Origin of the sequence: Sphingomonas sp. A2-49 (assembly GCF_025548555.1) — a bacterium.
In the GTDB taxonomy this organism is placed as follows: Bacteria; Pseudomonadota; Alphaproteobacteria; order Sphingomonadales; family Sphingomonadaceae; genus Sphingomonas.
This window is the reverse complement of record NZ_JAJLPA010000001.1, coordinates 344802-361500: the sequence shown is the minus strand read 5'-3', so window position 1 is coordinate 361500 and position 16699 is coordinate 344802. Positions and strand designations below refer to the sequence as shown.

The window sequence follows — 16699 nt, the reverse complement described above, 5'->3', positions numbered from 1 at the left end:
TCCCTCCGTCCGCATGACCCGCGGCCGGAGGGGGTGCGGGACGGTGGCCTGCGACGCGGGTCCGGGCCGGGCGTGCGGGTAAGGTGATGCCGCAGCCACTGCCCGCCAGCATCGCGATCCTCGGCGGCGGCACCGCGGGATGGATGGCGGCCTGCCTGATGGCGCGCGCCTGGCCCGCGGCGCGCATCACCGTCGTCGAATCGCCGGAGATCGGCATCGTCGGCGTCGGCGAAGGGTCGACGCCGCAGCTGAAGGCGCTGTTCGAGACGCTCGGTATCGCCGAGGCGGAATGGATGTCCGCGGCGGACGCGACCTACAAGACCGGCATCGCCTTCCACGGCTGGGCGGACGATACGCCATCCTATTTCCATCCCTTTGCCGGGCAGGTCGATCTCCATACGCAGGGCGCGTTCTTCGCCAGCGCGCACGCGCGGCGGCTGGGAGCGGACGTGCCCGCGCATCCGGACCGCTTTTTCCTCAATGCGCGGCTCGCCACGGCGGGGCGCGCGCCGATCTCGACCGAAAACTTCCCGTTCCGGATCGGCTACGGCTATCATTTCGACGCGCACAAGGTCGGCGACGTGCTGCGCCGGCACGCGCTGACCCGCGGCGTCATCCATCTGCCGCGACGCGTGACCGACGTCGGCGTCGGCGCGGACGGCAACGTCGCCCGGCTGTCCCTCGACGATGGCGATGCCGTCACTGCCGAGCTGTTCGTCGATGCCAGCGGGTTTCGCTCGGTGATCGCGCAGGGCGCGCTGGGCGTGCCGTTCCGGTCGTTCGCGGGCAATCTGTTCGCGGATCGCGCCGTCGTGATGCCGACGCCGCGCGGACCACAGCTTGCGGTGCAGACGCGCGCGACCGCGCTGTCGGCCGGCTGGGCGTGGGACATCCCGCTGACGTCGCGGACCGGCAACGGCTATGTCTATGCCTCGCGCTACCTGTCCGCGGACGCCGCGGAGACGGAGCTGCGCACGCATCTGGGGCTGCTCGATGCGGACGTCGCCGCGCGGCACCTGACGATGAAGGTCGGTCGCGTCGCGGAGAGCTGGCACGCCAACTGCCTCGCGATCGGGCTGGCGCAGGGGTTCGTCGAGCCGCTGGAAGCGACCGCGCTGCATATCGTCCAGGCGACGGTCGAAGGGTTCATCGCGGCGTTCGGGCGGGGCGAGCGGGCGGCGTTCAACGCCGCGATCGCGCGCCGATACGAAGGCATCCGCGACTATATCGTCGCGCATTACCGGCTGAACCGGCGCGGCGGCGACTTCTGGCGCGCCGTCGCCACCAACGACGACCTGTCGGACGACCTGCGCGCGATCATGTCCGCGTGGTTCACCGGCCGCGACGTTGCCGAGGTGATCGCGGCGCGCGACCTCGGCGGCTTCTACGCGCCGATGTCGTGGGAGGTGCTGCTGGCGGGCTATGGCACGTTCCCCGAAACCAAGCGGCTGCGCGCCGCGGCGCCGGTCGCGGACCTCGCCGCGGTCGACCGGTTTCTCGACGGCTGCCTGCTCAATTTTCCCGATCATGCGGCGGCGCTCGCCCGGAGGATGCCATGACTGCGACGACCACCCGCGCCCGCCAGAGCTGGGCGGGCCTGTTCAACATCTCGTTCGGCTTCTTCGGGATCCAGATCGGCTTCGCGTTGCAGAACGCCAACATGAGCCGCATCTTCCAGTCGCTCGGCACCAGCCTCGACGACCTGCCGGCCTTGTGGGTGGCGGCGCCGCTGACCGGGCTGCTCGTCCAGCCGGTGATCGGCCATCTGAGCGACCGGACGTGGCTTGGCCGTCTCGGTCGGCGGCGGCCGTATTTCCTCGGCGGCGCGATCCTCGCCGCGATCGCGCTGGTGTTGATGCCCGAAAGCCCGGGCCTGCTGATGGCGGCGATGCTGCTGTGGATGCTGGATGCATCGCTCAACATCTCAATGGAGCCGTTCCGCGCCTTCGTCGGCGACATGCTCGACAAGGACCAGCATGCCGCCGGCTATGCCGTGCAAACCGCGTGCATCGGTGCGGGCGCGGTGTTCGGATCGATCTTTCCCTGGCTGCTCGAACATCTCGGCGTGTCGAACGCCGCAGGCGCGGGCGGCATCCCGGACACGGTGCGCTTCGCCTTCTGGTTCGGGGGCGCGGCGCTGTTCCTGGCGGTGTTGTGGACGGTGCTGACCACGCGCGAATATTCGCCCGAACAGATGGCCGGCTTCCATGGAGCCACAAGCGACGATCAGGACCAGGTCACCGCCGTCCTGGCGGCGCGCAGCGTGGCGGGGAGCATCGTCTGGATCGGCGCGGGCGCGGCGGTGATCGTCGCGGTCGCCGCGCTGGGCCTCGAAAAGGAAGTCTATCTGCTCGGTGCGCTGCTGGCTGCCTATGGCGTCGCGAGCATCGTCGCGATCCTGCGCGCGCGCAGCGGCCGGCCGGCGGACATGCTGGGGCATATCGTCGGCGATTTCGGCGGCATGCCGGTGCTGATGAAGCGGCTGGCGGTCGCGCAATTCTTCAGCTGGTCGGCGTTGTTCATCATGTGGATCAACACGACGCCGATCGTCGCGGGCGCCTTCTATGGTGCCGCCGACGCGCAGAGCCCGTCCTATCAGGAGGGCGCGAACTGGGTCGACGTGCTGTTCGCGACCTACAACGGCGTCGCCGCGATCGCCGCGCTGACGCTGTTGCCGCTGCTGGCACGCCGGTTTGGGCAAGTGAGGACGCATATCGTCGGCCTGTCGTGCGGCGCGGCGGGATTCGCGAGCTTCTTCGCGATCAGCGACCCCAAGCTGCTGCTGGTCAGCGAGATCGGCATCGGCATCGCCTGGGCGTCGATCCTCGCGATGCCCTACGCGATCCTCGCGAGCAGCCTGCCGCAGCGCAAGCTCGGCATCTACATGGGGTTGTTCAACGTCTTCGTGGTGGTGCCGCAGCTCCTGGTCGCGACGGTGATGGGGTCGATCACCAAATATTTCTTTCCGACGCAGCCGGTCTGGACGCTCGCCTTCGCGGCGGGGGCGCTGGTGCTCGCCGCGGTGGCGATGACGCGGGTCGAGGCCGCCCGCTGAGCGCGGGCATTCCCGGTCCGCCGCTTTGCCGCTAGGGGCGGTCGGGCAACGGAAGCGGGACAGCGACATGCCGACGACATTGGTGACCGGAGCGGCGGGCTTCATCGGCATGAGCACGGCGGAGGCGCTGCTGTCCCGCGGCGACACCGTCATCGGCATCGATGTGCTGAACGATTATTACGACCCGGCGCTCAAGCAGGCGCGGCTCGACCGGCTGGTCGCGCGCCACGGCGACCGCTTCACCTTCCTGCGGGTCGATTTCGCCGATGCCGCGGCGCTGGCGGCGGCGCTCGCCGGGCACGCATTCGAACGGATCGTCCATCTGGGCGCGCAGGCGGGGGTGCGCTATTCGATCGAGAACCCGGCCGCCTACGGCCATTCGAACCTGATCGGGCACCTCAACGTGCTCGAACTGGCGCGGGCGCGGCGGGTGGCGCATTGCATCTATGCCTCATCCTCCTCGGTCTATGGCGCGAACACCTCGGTGCCGTTCCGCGTCGAGGACCGCGTCGACCGGCCGGTATCGCTCTACGCCGCCACCAAGCGCGCCAACGAAGTCATGAGCGAAAGCTACGCGCACCTGTACCGCCTGCCGCTGACGGGCCTGCGCTTCTTTACGGTCTACGGACCGTGGGGACGGCCGGACATGATGATGTGGATCTTCACCCGCGCGCTGTTCGCGGGGGAGCCGATCCCGGTGTTCAACGAAGGCCGGATGGAACGCGACTTCACGTTCATCGACGATATCGTCGCCGGCGTGGTCGCCGCGCACGACAATCCCCCGCCCGACGACGGCGCCGCCAAGGCGGGGGGCAGCGTGTCGCCGCACCGCCTCTACAATATCGGCAACAACCGGTCCGAGCCGCTGGGCCGCGTGATCGGGCTGCTCGAACGGGCCACCGGTCGTACCGCGGTGCGCCGCGACCTGCCGATCCAGCCCGGCGACGTGGTGCGTACCGCGGCGGACATCGATGCGATCGCGCGCGACCTCGGCTATCGCCCGACGACCACGATCGATGTCGGCGTGCCGCGCTTCGTCGACTGGTTCCGCGATTACCACAGGCTGTAACGGCACCGGCGTGCGCCGCGGGCCGTCGGGTTACGGGCCATAGGCGGGGCGGTTCCGGCGTCGCGATCCGGCCGGCCGGGTATCACGATCGGAAATGGTGCGATGCCATCCTTGCTGTTTCGCGCCGTCGCCCTGGCCCCCATCTTGGCCGCAACGGGACGCACACGCGCCCCATCAGGAGTATCGGTCATGATCGAACGTCGCCCCTTCGCCTCCCTCGGCGGTGCCAACCACGGCTGGCTCGACGCCAAGCACCATTTTTCGTTCGCCAATTACTATGATCCCAAGCGGATGGGGTGGGGCCCGATCCGCGTGTGGAACGACGACACCATCGCCGCGGGCACCGGCTTTCCGCCGCACCCGCATGCCGACATGGAGATCATCACCTACGTTCGCGAAGGCGCGATCACGCATCAGGACAGCCTGGGCAACATGGGCCGGACCGAGGCGGGCGACGTGCAGGTGATGAGCGCCGGATCCGGCGTCCGGCATTCGGAATATAACCGCGAGGACGGCACGACCCGGATCTTCCAGATCTGGATCGAGCCCAAGACGCGCGGCGCGGCGCCTTCCTGGGGTGCCAAGCCCTTCCCCAAGGGCGAACGGTCGGGCCGGTTCGTCACGCTCGCGAGCGGGTTCGAGGGCGACGGCGATGCGCTGCCGATCCGCACCGATGCGCGGATCGTCGGCGCGACGATCAAGGCGGGCGAGACGGCGGAATATCCGCTCGGCGCGGGTCACCACGCCTATCTCGTCCCCGCAACGGGCGCGGTCGAGGTCAACGGGGTGGCGCTCGCCGCCCGCGACGGCGCGGCGATCGTCGACGAGGCGGTGATCCGCATCACGGCGTCGCAGGACGCCGAGATCGTGCTGGTCGACGCCGCGTGACGCGGGCATGATCCCGTGCGGCCGCCAGCAACGGCCGCACGGGATGCCGCCGTCGACCGTATCGGCGACGCCGGACGGCGCGTCGCACTCCACCTCCAGCACGGGACAGCCGACGTGAGCGACACTATCCTGATCTTCTACGGATCCTACCGGTCCGACCGGCAGGGCATCCGGCTCGCCGACTATCTGGTGCGGGCGTTCGCCGATCGCGGGGCCTCGGCGGAGCTGATCGACGCCAGGGCGCTCGACCTGCCGATGCTCGATCGCATGTACAAGGAATATCCCGCCGGCGAGGCGCCCGAGGTGCTGGAAACGCTGGCGGGCAAGATCCGCGCGGCGGATGCGTTCGTCTTCGTCGCGGGCGAATACAATTGGAGCGTACAGCCGGGCCTCAAGAACCTGACCGACCATTTCCTGGAGGAATGGTATTGGCGCCCCGCCGCGATCGCCAGCTATTCCGCCGGCCGGTTCGCCGGCGCGCGCGCCGGACTCGCCTGGCACGGCATCCTGTCGGAAATGGGGATGGTCGTCGTATCGAGCGCGCTCGCGGTCGGCGGCATCGGCCACGCGCTCACCGCCGATGCCGAGCCCGGCGGCGAGGGTGGCGCCGCGCTGGCGAAGGCGTTCCCGCGCTTCGCCGACGACCTCGCCTGGTGGACGGAAGCGGCGCGCCGGCAACGCGCGCGCCGCGATCCGCCCTATTGAGCGTCGGCCGCCTTGCGCATCGCACGGAACCGGTGGAGCAACGGCTCGGTATAGCCGCTCGGCTGGGCCCGGCCTTCGAATACCAGCGCGCGCGCGGCCTGATAGGCGAGGCTGGCGTCCTCGTGCCCGTGCATCGGCCGATAGTCCGGATCGCCGGCATTCTGTGCGTCGACCGTCGCCGCCATCCGCGCGAAGGCGGCATCGACGTCGGCCGCGGTCGCGACGCCGTGCAACAGCCAGTTCGCCATATGCTGCGACGAGATGCGCAGCGTCGCGCGATCCTCCATCAGCCCCACGTCGTGGATGTCGGGCACCTTCGAACAGCCGATCCCCTGATCGACCCAGCGGACCACATAGCCCAGGATCCCCTGCGCATTGTTGTCGAGTTCGGCGCGCACCTCGTCCGCGGTCCGGTTGCGGCCGGGCGCCGCGACCGGCACCGTCAGCAGGTCGCCGAGCGGCGCGACGGCCTCCCGCGCCCGTTCGCGCTGGCGGGCGAACACGTCGACGGCGTGATAGTGCGTCGCGTGCAGCGTCGCCGCGGTGGGTGACGGCACCCAGGCGGTGTTCGCGCCGGTGCGGGGATGCGCGATCTTCTGGTCCAGCATGTCCGCCATCCGGTCGGGCGCCGCCCACATGCCCTTGCCGATCTGTGCCTTGCCCGACAGGCCGCAGGCGAGGGCGATCTGGACGTTGCGGTCCTCATAGGCCGCGATCCATCGGCTCGCCTTCATCTCGCCCTTGGGGATCATCGCGCCCGCCTGCATCGATGTGTGCATCTCGTCGCCGGTGCGGTCGAGGAAGCCGGTATTGACGAAGACCAGCCGGTGGCGGACCGCGTGGACGCAGGCGGCTAGGTTGGCGCTGGTGCGGCGTTCCTCGTCCATCAGACCGACCTTGATCGTGTGACGGGGCAGCCGCAACAGATCCTCGACCGCGTCGAACAGGCGGTCGGTGAACGCCGCCTCGGCAGGCCCGTGCATCTTGGGCTTGACGATGTAGATCGAGCCGGTGCGACTGTTGCGCCCCTTGTCGTGCAGCGCGATGAGGCTGGTCATGATCGCGTCGAGAATGCCCTCCGGCGCCTCGCTGCCGTCGAACAGGCGGACCGCCGGATTGGTCATCAGATGGCCGACGTTGCGGACGAACAGCAGGCTGCGGCCGGGCAGCGTCATGGCGCGGCCATCGGCGGCGGTATAGGTGCGGTCGGGTTCGAGCGCGCGCGTGACGGTCCTGCCGCCCTTCGCGAAGCTCGCGACCAGATCGCCCTGCATCAGGCCCAGCCAATTGGCATAGGCGGCGACCTTGTCCGCCGCGTCGACCGCCGCGATCGAATCCTCGAGGTCGCAGATCGTGGTGAGCGCGGATTCGAGGACGACATCGGCGATGCCCGCAGGATCGTCGCGGCCGATCGGGTGGGCGCGATCGACGACGATCTCGATATGCAGGCCGTGATGCCGCAGCAGCAGCGTGTCGCCCGACCGGCCGACGAACTGCGTGGGATCCGCGAGCGCGGGCACGCCGCCGGTCCAGTTGGCCCAGCGCCCGTCGGCGAGCGGCACGGCGTCGTCGAGGAACGCCTTCGCGCGCGCGATCACCCGCGCGCCGCGCGCGGCATCGTAGCCGCCGGGGGCCGGCGTGCCGGGAATGGCATCGGTGCCGTAGAGCGCGTCGTACAGGCTACCCCAGCGCGCGTTCGCGGCGTTCAGCAGGAAGCGGGCGTTGAGGATCGGGACGACGAGTTGCGGCCCGGCCATCGTCGCGATCTCCGCATCGACGTTGGCGGGGTCGATCGCGAACGGCGCCGGCGCGTCGGCCAGATACCCGATGTCGGTCAGGAAGGCGCGATAGGCGGCGGGATCGAACGCGTGCGTGCGATGCCAGTCGTCGATCGCGGATTGCAAGCGCTCGCGCTCGGCGAGCAGCGCACGGTTCTCGGGCGCGAAGCGTGCGAAGATCGCGGCGGCGCCCGACCAGAAGGTGGCGGCGTCGAGCCCGGTCCCGGGCAACGCGCGATCCGCGACGAAGGCGGCGAGTTCGGGTGCGACGTGCAGGCCGGCGTGGGTCATGGCGGGGCGATCCTCTAGCGATCGGGCCATCGTAGACGCGGGGCGATCCGATCACTAGACGCAAAACTATTGAAACACCTTATCGATTGGAGAACGAATGGCGTTCGATCCGGATTACGCCCTGTTCGTGGCGGTGGCCGATTGCGGCAGCCTGTCCGCGGCGGCACGCGGGCTCGGCATCTCGCCGGCGATGGTGTCGAAGCGGTTGCAACGGCTGGAGCAGCGGCTGGGCGTGACGCTCGTCCATCGCACGACGCGGCGGCTGGCGCTGACCGACGCGGGCGCGCATCTCCGTGATGACCTTAGCCACATCCTTGTTGCGCTGACGGCGGCGGAGGCGCGGGTGACGGGCGCGCGCGATGCGCCCGCCGGGGTCCTGCGCGTATCGGCGCCGACGTCGTTCGGGCGGCTGCACGTCGCGCCGCATCTGGCGGCATTCCTGGCGCGATACACCGCCGTGCAGCTGTCGTTCGATCTCAGCGATGCGTTCGTCGACCTGCTGGGCGAGCGCGTCGATTGCGCGATCCGCATCGCGTCCGATGTCCCGCCGAACGTCGTCGCGCATCGGCTCGGCACCAGCCGCCGCGTGCTGTGCGCGGCGCCGGCCTATGTCGCGGCGCACGGCGTGCCCGCTACGATCCCCGACCTCGCGGGGCATCGGTTGCTCGCCGCGGCGGGGCAGATGCCGTGGCGCCTCGTTGGCCGGGGCAAGGCGGTGCAGATCGAGCGCGACAGCCATGTGCGGACCAATTCGAGCGAGATGGTGCGCGAACTCGCGATCGGTGGCGTCGGGATCGCATTGCGATCGCTGTGGGACGTTGGCGACGCGCTGCACGATGGCCGGCTGGTGAGGCTGCTGCCGGACTGGGAGGGGTCGGCGGAGGTCGGCATCTACGCCGTTCACCTGCGCAGCGCGGCGGTGCCGTCGGCGGTCACCGCGTTCGTCGGCTTCCTGCGCGAGACGCTGGACGGTGCGCGGTGGGAGGACAGATGACGCCGAATTCATGGAACGTCGCGGCGCCGTCACGCCTTCTTCGCGCAGGAGGACCTGTCATGAAGATGTTGATGTTCGTCGCCGCCGCCACCGCCCTCGTCGGTGCGCAACCCGCTCTTGCCAAGGGCTGTATCCGTGGGGCCGCCGCGGGCGGCGTCGCGGGCCATTACGTGGGCAAGGGCCATGGGCTGATGGGCGCCGCCGCCGGCTGCATCGCCATGCACCACCATTACGCCAAGCAGGCGCGCGCGCAGCGCGCCGCCGTGAAGCGCTGACCTTCGCGGGACGGGGTGTCCGCACCCCGTCCCGTCACCCGGAGCGCACGCTCCGTCCGCTCAATTCGTCGCCCGCCCGGCGATCGAACCGCGCGTTGACGACGATCGCGAGCGACGAGATCGCCGTCACCGTCCAGAACGCGAAGGTGAAATCGGGGAAGGCGACGCCGTTGCTCCCCCGCCACAGCATCGACAGGTGCAGCGCCGTCGCACCGATGCAGATACCCAGCGACAGCATCAGCTGCTGGAACGTCGAATAGAAGCTGGTCGCCGCGCTCATCCGGTCCTTGCCGATCTCGTCATAGGCGATCGTGTTGTAGGCGGTGAACTGGAACGACATCAGGAACCCCGACACGACGAGCACGGCGAACACCGCGGGCAACGGCCATCCGGGGCGGAACAGGCCGCAGGCGGCATAGGCCGCGGTCCCGCCCACACCCATCGCGATCAGGCTGTTGCGAAACCCGAAGCGCCTGAGGATACGGCGCGCGACGCCCTTCATCCCGAACGATCCGATCGCGGTGGCCACCGTCATCGCCCCGCTCTGCGCCGCCGACAGGCCGAAGGCGAGCTGCATCATCAGCGGCAGCAGGAACGGCTGCGCGCCTTGCGTGATCCGGGTCAGCGATCCGCCGAGCACCGACAGCCGGAACGTCGTGATCCGCATCAGCGACAGGTCGAGGATGGGGTGCGCGACCCGCGTCGCATGGCGCCAGTACAGCACGCCGAACCCCGCGCCGGTCGCGACCAGCGCAGCGGCAAGCCCGCCCTCGCCGGGGCGGCTCGCCATCTCGAACCCGAACAAGAGGCAGCCGAGCGCGACCCCCGAGAGCACGAAGCCCGCCGGATCGAAGGGGTGCGGCGCGGTTTCGCGGATGTCGGCGATGTAGCGGCCGACGAGGACGATCCCGGCGATGCCGATCGGCAGGTTGAGCCAGAAGATCCATCGCCAGTCGAGATAGGTGACGATCAGCCCGCCGAGCGGCGGTCCGACGATCGGCCCGACCAGCGCGGGCATGATGAGCCACGACATCGCCGACACCATGTCGCGCTTGGCGACGGACCGCAGCAGCACGAGCCGCCCGACGGGCATCATCATCGCGCCGCCGATCCCCTGTACGAAGCGGGCCGCGACCATCCATTCGAGCCCGGGTGACAGGCCGCAGGCGATGCTGCCCGCGACGAACAGGCCGATCGCGGCGCGGAACACCGGCCGGGCACCGAACCGGTCCGCCATCGTGCCCGACGCGGGGATGAACATCGCGAGCGCGAGCAGATAGGCGGTGAGCGCGACGCTCATGTCCGGCGCGCGCACCCCGAAATCGCGCGCCATCGTCGGCAGCGCGGTGGCGAGCACGGTCGCGTCGAGATTCTCCATGAACATCGCGGTCGCGATGATGAGCGCCACCGTGCGATAGTTGCGGGTCGGTGCGGCATCGGCGTGCGGCCCGCCGGCATGGTCGCTGGTTCGGGCGATGGCATCCCCCGCCGGCACGATGCCGTCGCGCACCTCGGCGTTCACCGACGCTATGCCGCGCCGTCGCGGGCGCAACAGCTTGCGGGGATCGAGGGCGGGCGGAAGGTGGAGCTGCATGCGGAGAAGGGCGCTTTCTACGGGGACCGATGCTCTCCGGGCGGCGTCGGCACCTCGTTCACGGCGGGGCCAGTTGGCGCAGGTCCCGATATAGGAGGCGAGGGCCGCGATCGCAGGTGCCGCGACGCGAAAATCGACATGCGCGCCTCGACGGGCACGCGCCTATTTCAGCGTCTTCGCCGCGGCGAGGGCGCGTTCGCGGCCCTCGCGATGGCCGACGATCTTTGCCGGATACGCCTTCGGCCGTGCGCCGTGTGCGTCGGGATCGTGGATGGCGGCGTCGGAGAGGTCCGCCAGCTCGGGTACCCAGGTGCGGATATAACCGGCGGCATCGAACTTTTCCGACTGGCCGAGCGGGGCCATGATCCGGCTGAACATGTTGGCATCGACACCCGTCCCGGCGATCCATTGCCAGTTGGCGGCATTGTTGCCGTAGTCCGCGTCGATCAGGCAGTCCCAGAACCAGCGTTCGCCCGCGCGCCAGTCGATCAGCAAATGCTTCACCAGAAAGCTGGCGGTTATCATGCGGACGCGGTTGTGCATCCAGCCGCTGGTCCACAGCTGGCGCATGCCGGCATCGACGATCGGGTAGCCGGTCTTCCCGCGTTGCCACGCGCGCAAGTCCCGTTTCGCCGTGGCATCGTTGCGCCACGGCAACGCATCGTATTTGGGGCGACCGTTGACGTCGCCGTAGGCGGGCAGCACCAGCAGCAGCCCGGCGGTGAAATCCCGCCAGGCAAGCTCGCGCAGGAACGGCGCGGTATCCCGGTGGCCGGCCAGCATACTGTAGACCGTCGCCGGCGAGATCTCGCCGTGGTGGAGGTGCGGCGAGAGCCGCGACGTCCCCTCTTCGGACGGCAAATTGCGACGTCGGTCATAGGCGGAGACCTCGTCGGCCCAGTCCTTCGCGCGGATCAGCGCCTGTTTCTCCCCGGGCGTCCAGTCGACATCGAAGCCGGCGGACCAATCGGGTTTGGTCGGCAAGAGGCTCCAATCGTCGATGTCGTCGCTCGCCGGCCAGTGCGCGGGGGCGGGCAGGGTATGCGGGACGGGCAACGGATCGGCGGGGGGCAGGTGGCCCTGGAGCGCGCGCCAGAAGGACGAGAATACCTTGAACGGCGTGCCGGCGCCGGTGGTCACGTCCTCCAGCCGCGCCATATGGTTGCCGTCATGCAGGTCCAACGCGTCGCCGAGTGCCGCCCCCGCGTCGCGCCACCAGGGTTCGTAATGGCGGATCGCATGGATGCGGGTCGCGCCCGTTTCCGCCATCAGGGCCCTTAGGCAGGTCGCGGCATCGCCGCGACGCAGGATCAGGCGGCTCCCCTTCGCGGCAAGGCTGTCGCCGAATGCGATCAGGCTGTGGTGCAGCCACCAGCGCTGCGCGCCGCCGATCGCCCAGGCGCCGGGCGCCGCATCGTCGAGGATGTAGACGGGGATCACCGCGCCCTCATGCGCAGCGGCGACGAGCGCGGGCTGATCGTGGAGGCGCAGGTCCTGGCGGAGCCACAGCAGGGTCGGTGAAGTCATGCGCAGGTCCAAGCGGGCGGGCGGGGTGGAAGTTCCCGCAGGAGTGCGATGCCCGCCGTAAGGCTGCGTGCGCGCGGGGCGGCGCCGAAATGGATGTGGTGCGGCGGGCTTGTCCCGGGCGCCCCGGCATCGCAGGGAAGCCATGGCATCCGGGCGCGCCGCCACGCCCGATGCGTGGGAGTTGCGCATGACACGATCATCGATGGCCTTGCTGGTCCTGCTATCGGCCTGTTCCGCGCAGGCGCCGGCTCCGACGGCGCCGCGCCTGCCGGTGCCGATCCGGGGCGCCGACGCGATGACGCTCGTACGCGGGGCGGCGCTGGAGCGGCTGATCCGCGGCGCGGTGGTGACGCGCGCGGCGGTGGGGACGGGGGCTCCGCCGGTCGAACGGTTCGCCGCGGTCGGCGACGGCTATACGCTCAGCTACGAACGGCCCGATACGACCGGCCGGTACACCGTGACACCGGATCGGGTGTGCCTGCGCTTCGCCGACGAACGCAGCATCTTCTGCCGCTATTACCTGACCGATGCCAAAGGCGCGGTCTGGATGGCGGAGGACGATCGCGATTATCCGCTGCACGTCGCGGCGGTGACGGTCACGCGGGGGTGACCGTCACCGCGCCGGTCATGCCACCATCGCGCTGCCGGCGATGATCTTGTCGAGCGTGATAGGATATTCGCGGATCCGCACGCCGCTGGCGTTGTAGATCGCATTGGCGATCGCCGCGCCGACGCCGCACAGGCCCAGCTCGCCGACGCCCTTGGCCTTCATCGGCGACGACATCGGATCGACCTCGTCGAGGAACACGACCTCCTGATGCGGGATGTCGGCATGCACCGGCACCTCGTAGCTCGCGAGGTCGTGGTTGACGAAGAAGCCGAAGCGCTTGTCGACCGCGAGTTCCTCCATCAGTGCCGCGCCGACACCCATCGTCATCGCGCCGATCACCTGGCTGCGCGCCGACTTGGGGTTGAGGATCCGGCCGGCGGCACAGACCGCGAGCATGCGGCGGATGCGGATCTCGCCGGTATGGGCATGGACCGCGGCCTCGACGAAATGACCGGCGAAGGTCGACTGCTGCTCCTGCTTGGCGAGATCGCCGAACTCGATCGAATCCTCGACCGACAGCCCCTTGTCCCCCGCCGCATCGGCGAGTGGCACGCTGCGATTGCCGGCGCTGACCCGGCCGTCGGCGAAGGCGACGTCGGCCGAGTTGAACCCGAGCTTCTGCGCGACCGCCTCGCGCAGCTTCATGCAGGCGGCATAGACGCCGGCGGTCGAGCTGTTCGCGCCCCACTGCCCACCCGATCCGGCGGCGGCGGGAAACGAACTGTCGCCGAGCAGCACGACGACCTTGTCGAGCGGGACACCCATCACTTCCGCGGCCGTCTGCGCGATGATCGTGTAGGTGCCGGTGCCGATGTCGGTCATGTCGGTGGCGACCGTCACCACGCCCTTGCGGTCGATGCCGACGCGTGCGCCCGACTTCATCGTCATGTTGTTGCGGAAACCGGACGCGACGCCCATGCCGACCAGCCACTGGCCGTCGCGGACCGAGCGCGGCTTCGCATTGCGGTTCGACCAGCCGAACCGGTCGGCACCGATGCGCAGGCATTCGACCAGCTGGCGCTGCGAGAACTTCCGACCGGGCTTTTCCGGATCGACCTGCGTATCGTTGACGATGCGGAACTGGACCGGGTCCATGCCCAGCTTTTCCGCCATCTCGTCCATTGCGACTTCCAGCGCCATCAGCCCCGGTGCCTCACCGGGCGCGCGCATCGCATTGCCTTCGGGCAGGTCGAGCACCGCGAGCCGCATCGACGTCAGCCGATTGGCGCCGGCATAGAGCAGCTTCGTCTGCGCGACCGCCGTCTCCGGCCCGCCGCCGGGCAGGTCGCCCGATCCGCTCTCGTGCGCAATCGCGGTGATGCGGCCGTCGCGGCCGGCACCCAGCCGGATGCGCTGGCGCGTCGCGGGGCGGTGCGTCGTATTGTTTATCATCAGCGGGCGCTGGAGCGCGACCTTGACCGGGCGCCCCGCCTGCCTTGCGCCCAGCGCCGCCAGGATCGCGTCGGCGCGAACGAACAGCTTTCCGCCGAAGCCGCCACCGATATAGGGCGAAATGAGGCGCACGTCCTCCTTGGGCAGGCCGAGCGTCTTGGCGACGTCGCCCTTGCCCCAGGCGATCATCTGGTTCGACGTCCAGAGCGTCAGCTTGCCGCCGGTCCACGACGCGGTCGACGCGTGCGGCTCCATCATCGCATGGCTCTGGTCGGGCGTGTGATATTGCGCGTCGAGCTTGACCGGGGCAGCGGCGAACGCCTGTTCGAAATTGCCGACGCGGTCGACCGGCGGCGCCTTGTCGTCCCCGGCCTTCAGCGGCGCGGTCTTCAGCGCGGTGTCGAGGTCGAACCGTCCCTTGTCGCGGGCATAGTCGACGCGGATCAGCGCCGCGGCGGCGCGCGCCTGTTCGAACGTTTCCGCAACGACCAGCGCGATCGCCTGGTGATAATGGTCGATCGCGGGGCCGCCGAGCAGCTTTGCGGTGTTGAAGTCGCCCTTCACCAGCGGCCCGGCGGTGTCCGCGGTGACGATCGTCAGGACGCCCGGCGCGGCCCTGGCCGCACCGAGATCCATGCCCGCGATCCGCCCCTTCGCGATCCCCGCGCCGACGATATAGCCATAAGCGGCGTCGGGGGCGACGTCGTGGCGTTCGTAGGCGTAGGGGGCGGTGCCGGTCGTCTTGAACTTGCCGTCGATCCGGTCGGTCGGCTTGCCGATGACCTTCAGCTGGTCGATCGGGTTCTGCCCTGCGGGTGTGTCGAACTTCATGCGGCGTTCCTAGCTTCGGCCATCACCGCGGCGAGCGTGCGCTCGACCAGCGGCACCTTGAAGGCGTTGTCGGTCGTCGGGCGGGCACCTGCGAGCAGGCGCCCGGCCACGGCCTTCGCTCCCTGCGGCATGGCGGCATCCGCCGCCGCCACGCGCCATGGCCGGGGCGCGATGCCGCCGATCGCCACCTGCCCGCTGCCGTTCGGCTGGACGATCGCGGCGACCGACACCAGCGCATAGGCGTAGGACGCGCGGTCGCGCACCTTGTGGTAGATGTGCGTGCCGCCGACGGGCTTTGGCAACGTGACCGCGGTGATGAGCTCGCCGGGCCGCAGGTTGGTGTCGATGTGCGGCGTGTCACCCCACAGCCGGTGGAAATCGGCGATCGGGATGCGTCGCGTCTCGCCCGACGGCTGCACCGTCTCCACCGTCGCGTCGAGCACGCGCATCGCGACCGCCATGTCGCCGGGATAGGTGGCGATGCACGCATCGCTGGTGCCGATGATGCCGAGCTGGCGGCTGTAGCCGCCGATCGCGGCACAGCCCGAACCGGGCTTGCGCTTGTTGCACGGCTGGTTGGTGTCGTAAAAATACGGACAGCGCGTGCGCTGGAGCAGGTTGCCCGCCGTCGTCGCCTTGTTGCGCAGCTGTCCCGACGCCCCGGCGACGATCGCGCGCGACAGCACGCCATAATCGCGGCGGACGCGCGGATCGCTGGCGAGCTCCGTGTTGCGCACCAGCGCGCCGACGCGCAGCCCGCCCTCCGGCGTCGCCTCGATCCGGTCGAGCTTCAGACGGTTGACGTCGACGAGGTGCACCGGCTCCTCGATCTGAAGCTTCATCAGGTCGAGCAGGTTGGTCCCGCCCGCGATGAACTTCGCGCCCGGCTTCGCGGCGACCGCCGCGGCGGCGCCGGCCGGGGTTTCGGCGCGCTCGTATGTAAACGCCTTCATGCCTTGGCTCCCGCGACGTCGCGCATCGCCTCGATGATGTTGGAATAGGCGCCGCAGCGACAGATGTTGCCGCTCATCCGCTCGCGCATCTCCGCCGCGGTCACCCCCGGCTGGCCGACGATGTCGGCCTGGACGTGGCTCGGCACACCGCGTTTGATCTCGTCGAGCACCGCGACCGCCGAACAGATCTGGCCCGGGGTGCAATAGCCGCACTGATAGCCGTCGTGCTTGATGAAGGCGGCCTGCATCGGGTGCAGGTCGTCGGGCTTGCCCAGCCCCTCGATCGTCGTGATCTCGTCGCCGTCGTGCATCACCGCGAGCGTCAGGCACGAATTGATCCGCCGCCCGTCGACCAGCACGGTGCAGGCGCCGCACTGGCCGTGATCGCAGCCCTTCTTGGTGCCGGTCAGCTTCCAATGCTCGCGCAGCGCGTCGAGCAGCGTGGTGCGGGTGTCGAGGTCGAGGCGGCTGGTGCGGCCGTTGACCTTCAGCGTCACCGGCATCGTCGGCGGTGCCGCGCGGTCCTGCAACGGCGGCGGCGGTGCCGCGTCCGAAACGGCGGGAATGGCGGTCGCCGCCACCCCGGCGGCCCCGCTCGCGATCACGCCGCGGCGGGACAGCTGGAATTCGTTCTGGCTCATCGAAGGCCCCCTGATGCTGGTCTAGTCGCCTGCCGCCGGGGCGGGAGGCGCGCTCACTGGCTCCGGAGGCGCTTCGACAGGCGATACCCTACGGAG

General features: G+C 69.7%; 14 protein-coding genes. 8 read left to right on the top strand and 6 right to left on the bottom strand.

Annotated elements, in window-relative coordinates:
* Window positions 1-86: 86 nt before the first annotated feature.
* The 5 genes from LPN01_RS01670 to LPN01_RS01650 all read left to right on the top strand — a co-directional run bounded on the left by LPN01_RS01670 (window position 87) and on the right by LPN01_RS01650 (window position 5717).
* Window positions 87-1559, top strand: a complete 1473-nt coding sequence (locus LPN01_RS01670; RefSeq protein WP_262826617.1) for a tryptophan halogenase family protein — start codon at window positions 87-89, stop codon at window positions 1557-1559.
* Window positions 1556-3055, top strand: a complete 1500-nt coding sequence (locus LPN01_RS01665; RefSeq protein WP_262826616.1) for an MFS transporter — start codon at window positions 1556-1558, stop codon at window positions 3053-3055. The genes LPN01_RS01670 and LPN01_RS01665 overlap by 4 nt, the downstream gene beginning before the upstream one ends.
* Window positions 3056-3122: 67 nt before the next feature.
* Window positions 3123-4124 carry an NAD-dependent epimerase/dehydratase family protein gene (locus tag LPN01_RS01660; protein ID WP_262826615.1) on the top strand — a complete coding sequence of 334 codons (1002 nt, stop codon included), beginning with the start codon at window positions 3123-3125 and terminating at the stop codon, window positions 4122-4124.
* Window positions 4125-4313: 189 nt separating this feature from the next.
* Entirely contained in the window at window positions 4314-5012 is a 699-nt protein-coding gene (locus LPN01_RS01655; RefSeq protein WP_262826614.1) for a pirin family protein, read from the top strand.
* A 114-nt stretch (window positions 5013-5126) separates the two neighbouring features.
* Window positions 5127-5717, top strand: a complete 591-nt coding sequence (locus LPN01_RS01650) for an NADPH-dependent FMN reductase (RefSeq protein WP_262826613.1) — start codon at window positions 5127-5129, stop codon at window positions 5715-5717.
* Here LPN01_RS01650 and LPN01_RS01645 read toward each other — a convergent pair.
* The gene (locus LPN01_RS01645) at window positions 5711-7786 is read right to left on the bottom strand and encodes a malate synthase G (RefSeq protein WP_262826612.1); all 2076 of its coding nucleotides are present in this window, start codon (window positions 7784-7786) and stop codon (window positions 5711-5713) included. The genes LPN01_RS01650 and LPN01_RS01645 overlap by 7 nt on opposite strands.
* A gap of 97 nt (window positions 7787-7883) precedes the next feature.
* Between LPN01_RS01645 and LPN01_RS01640 the strand changes: the two genes are divergently transcribed.
* Both LPN01_RS01640 and LPN01_RS01635 read left to right on the top strand, forming a co-directional pair.
* Window positions 7884-8780, top strand: coding sequence for a LysR family transcriptional regulator (locus LPN01_RS01640; protein WP_262826611.1), 897 nt, complete (start codon window positions 7884-7886; stop codon window positions 8778-8780).
* A gap of 59 nt (window positions 8781-8839) precedes the next feature.
* Complete coding sequence (locus LPN01_RS01635; protein ID WP_262826610.1) at window positions 8840-9055, top strand: hypothetical protein; 216 nt, start codon at window positions 8840-8842, stop codon at window positions 9053-9055.
* Window positions 9056-9089: 34 nt separating this feature from the next.
* On the opposite strand, the gene LPN01_RS01630 is transcribed toward LPN01_RS01635, so the two are convergent.
* Together LPN01_RS01630 and LPN01_RS01625 are read right to left on the bottom strand one after the other, a co-directional pair.
* Window positions 9090-10649, bottom strand: coding sequence for an MFS transporter (locus LPN01_RS01630; protein WP_262826609.1), 1560 nt, complete (start codon window positions 10647-10649; stop codon window positions 9090-9092).
* Between the two features lie 162 nt (window positions 10650-10811).
* Window positions 10812-12176 (bottom strand): cryptochrome/photolyase family protein, encoded by a 1365-nt coding sequence (locus LPN01_RS01625; protein WP_262826608.1) that lies wholly within the window; start codon window positions 12174-12176, stop codon window positions 10812-10814.
* A 187-nt stretch (window positions 12177-12363) separates the two neighbouring features.
* Between LPN01_RS01625 and LPN01_RS01620 the strand changes: the two genes are divergently transcribed.
* Entirely contained in the window at window positions 12364-12786 is a 423-nt protein-coding gene (locus LPN01_RS01620) for a hypothetical protein (protein WP_262826607.1), read from the top strand.
* Between the two features lie 15 nt (window positions 12787-12801).
* Here the strand turns inward: LPN01_RS01620 and paoC are convergent, their stop codons facing one another.
* From paoC to paoA, 3 genes are read right to left on the bottom strand one after another with little or no spacing between them, the layout of a single operon-like run.
* Complete coding sequence (gene paoC / locus LPN01_RS01615) at window positions 12802-15009, bottom strand: aldehyde oxidoreductase molybdenum-binding subunit PaoC (RefSeq protein WP_262826606.1); 2208 nt, start codon at window positions 15007-15009, stop codon at window positions 12802-12804.
* Entirely contained in the window at window positions 15006-15962 is a 957-nt protein-coding gene (locus LPN01_RS01610) for an FAD binding domain-containing protein (RefSeq protein ID WP_262826605.1), read from the bottom strand. The genes paoC and LPN01_RS01610 overlap by 4 nt, the downstream gene beginning before the upstream one ends.
* Window positions 15959-16603, bottom strand: coding sequence for an aldehyde dehydrogenase iron-sulfur subunit PaoA (gene paoA, locus LPN01_RS01605; RefSeq protein ID WP_262826604.1), 645 nt, complete (start codon window positions 16601-16603; stop codon window positions 15959-15961). The genes LPN01_RS01610 and paoA overlap by 4 nt, the downstream gene beginning before the upstream one ends.
* Window positions 16604-16699 lie beyond the last annotated feature (96 nt).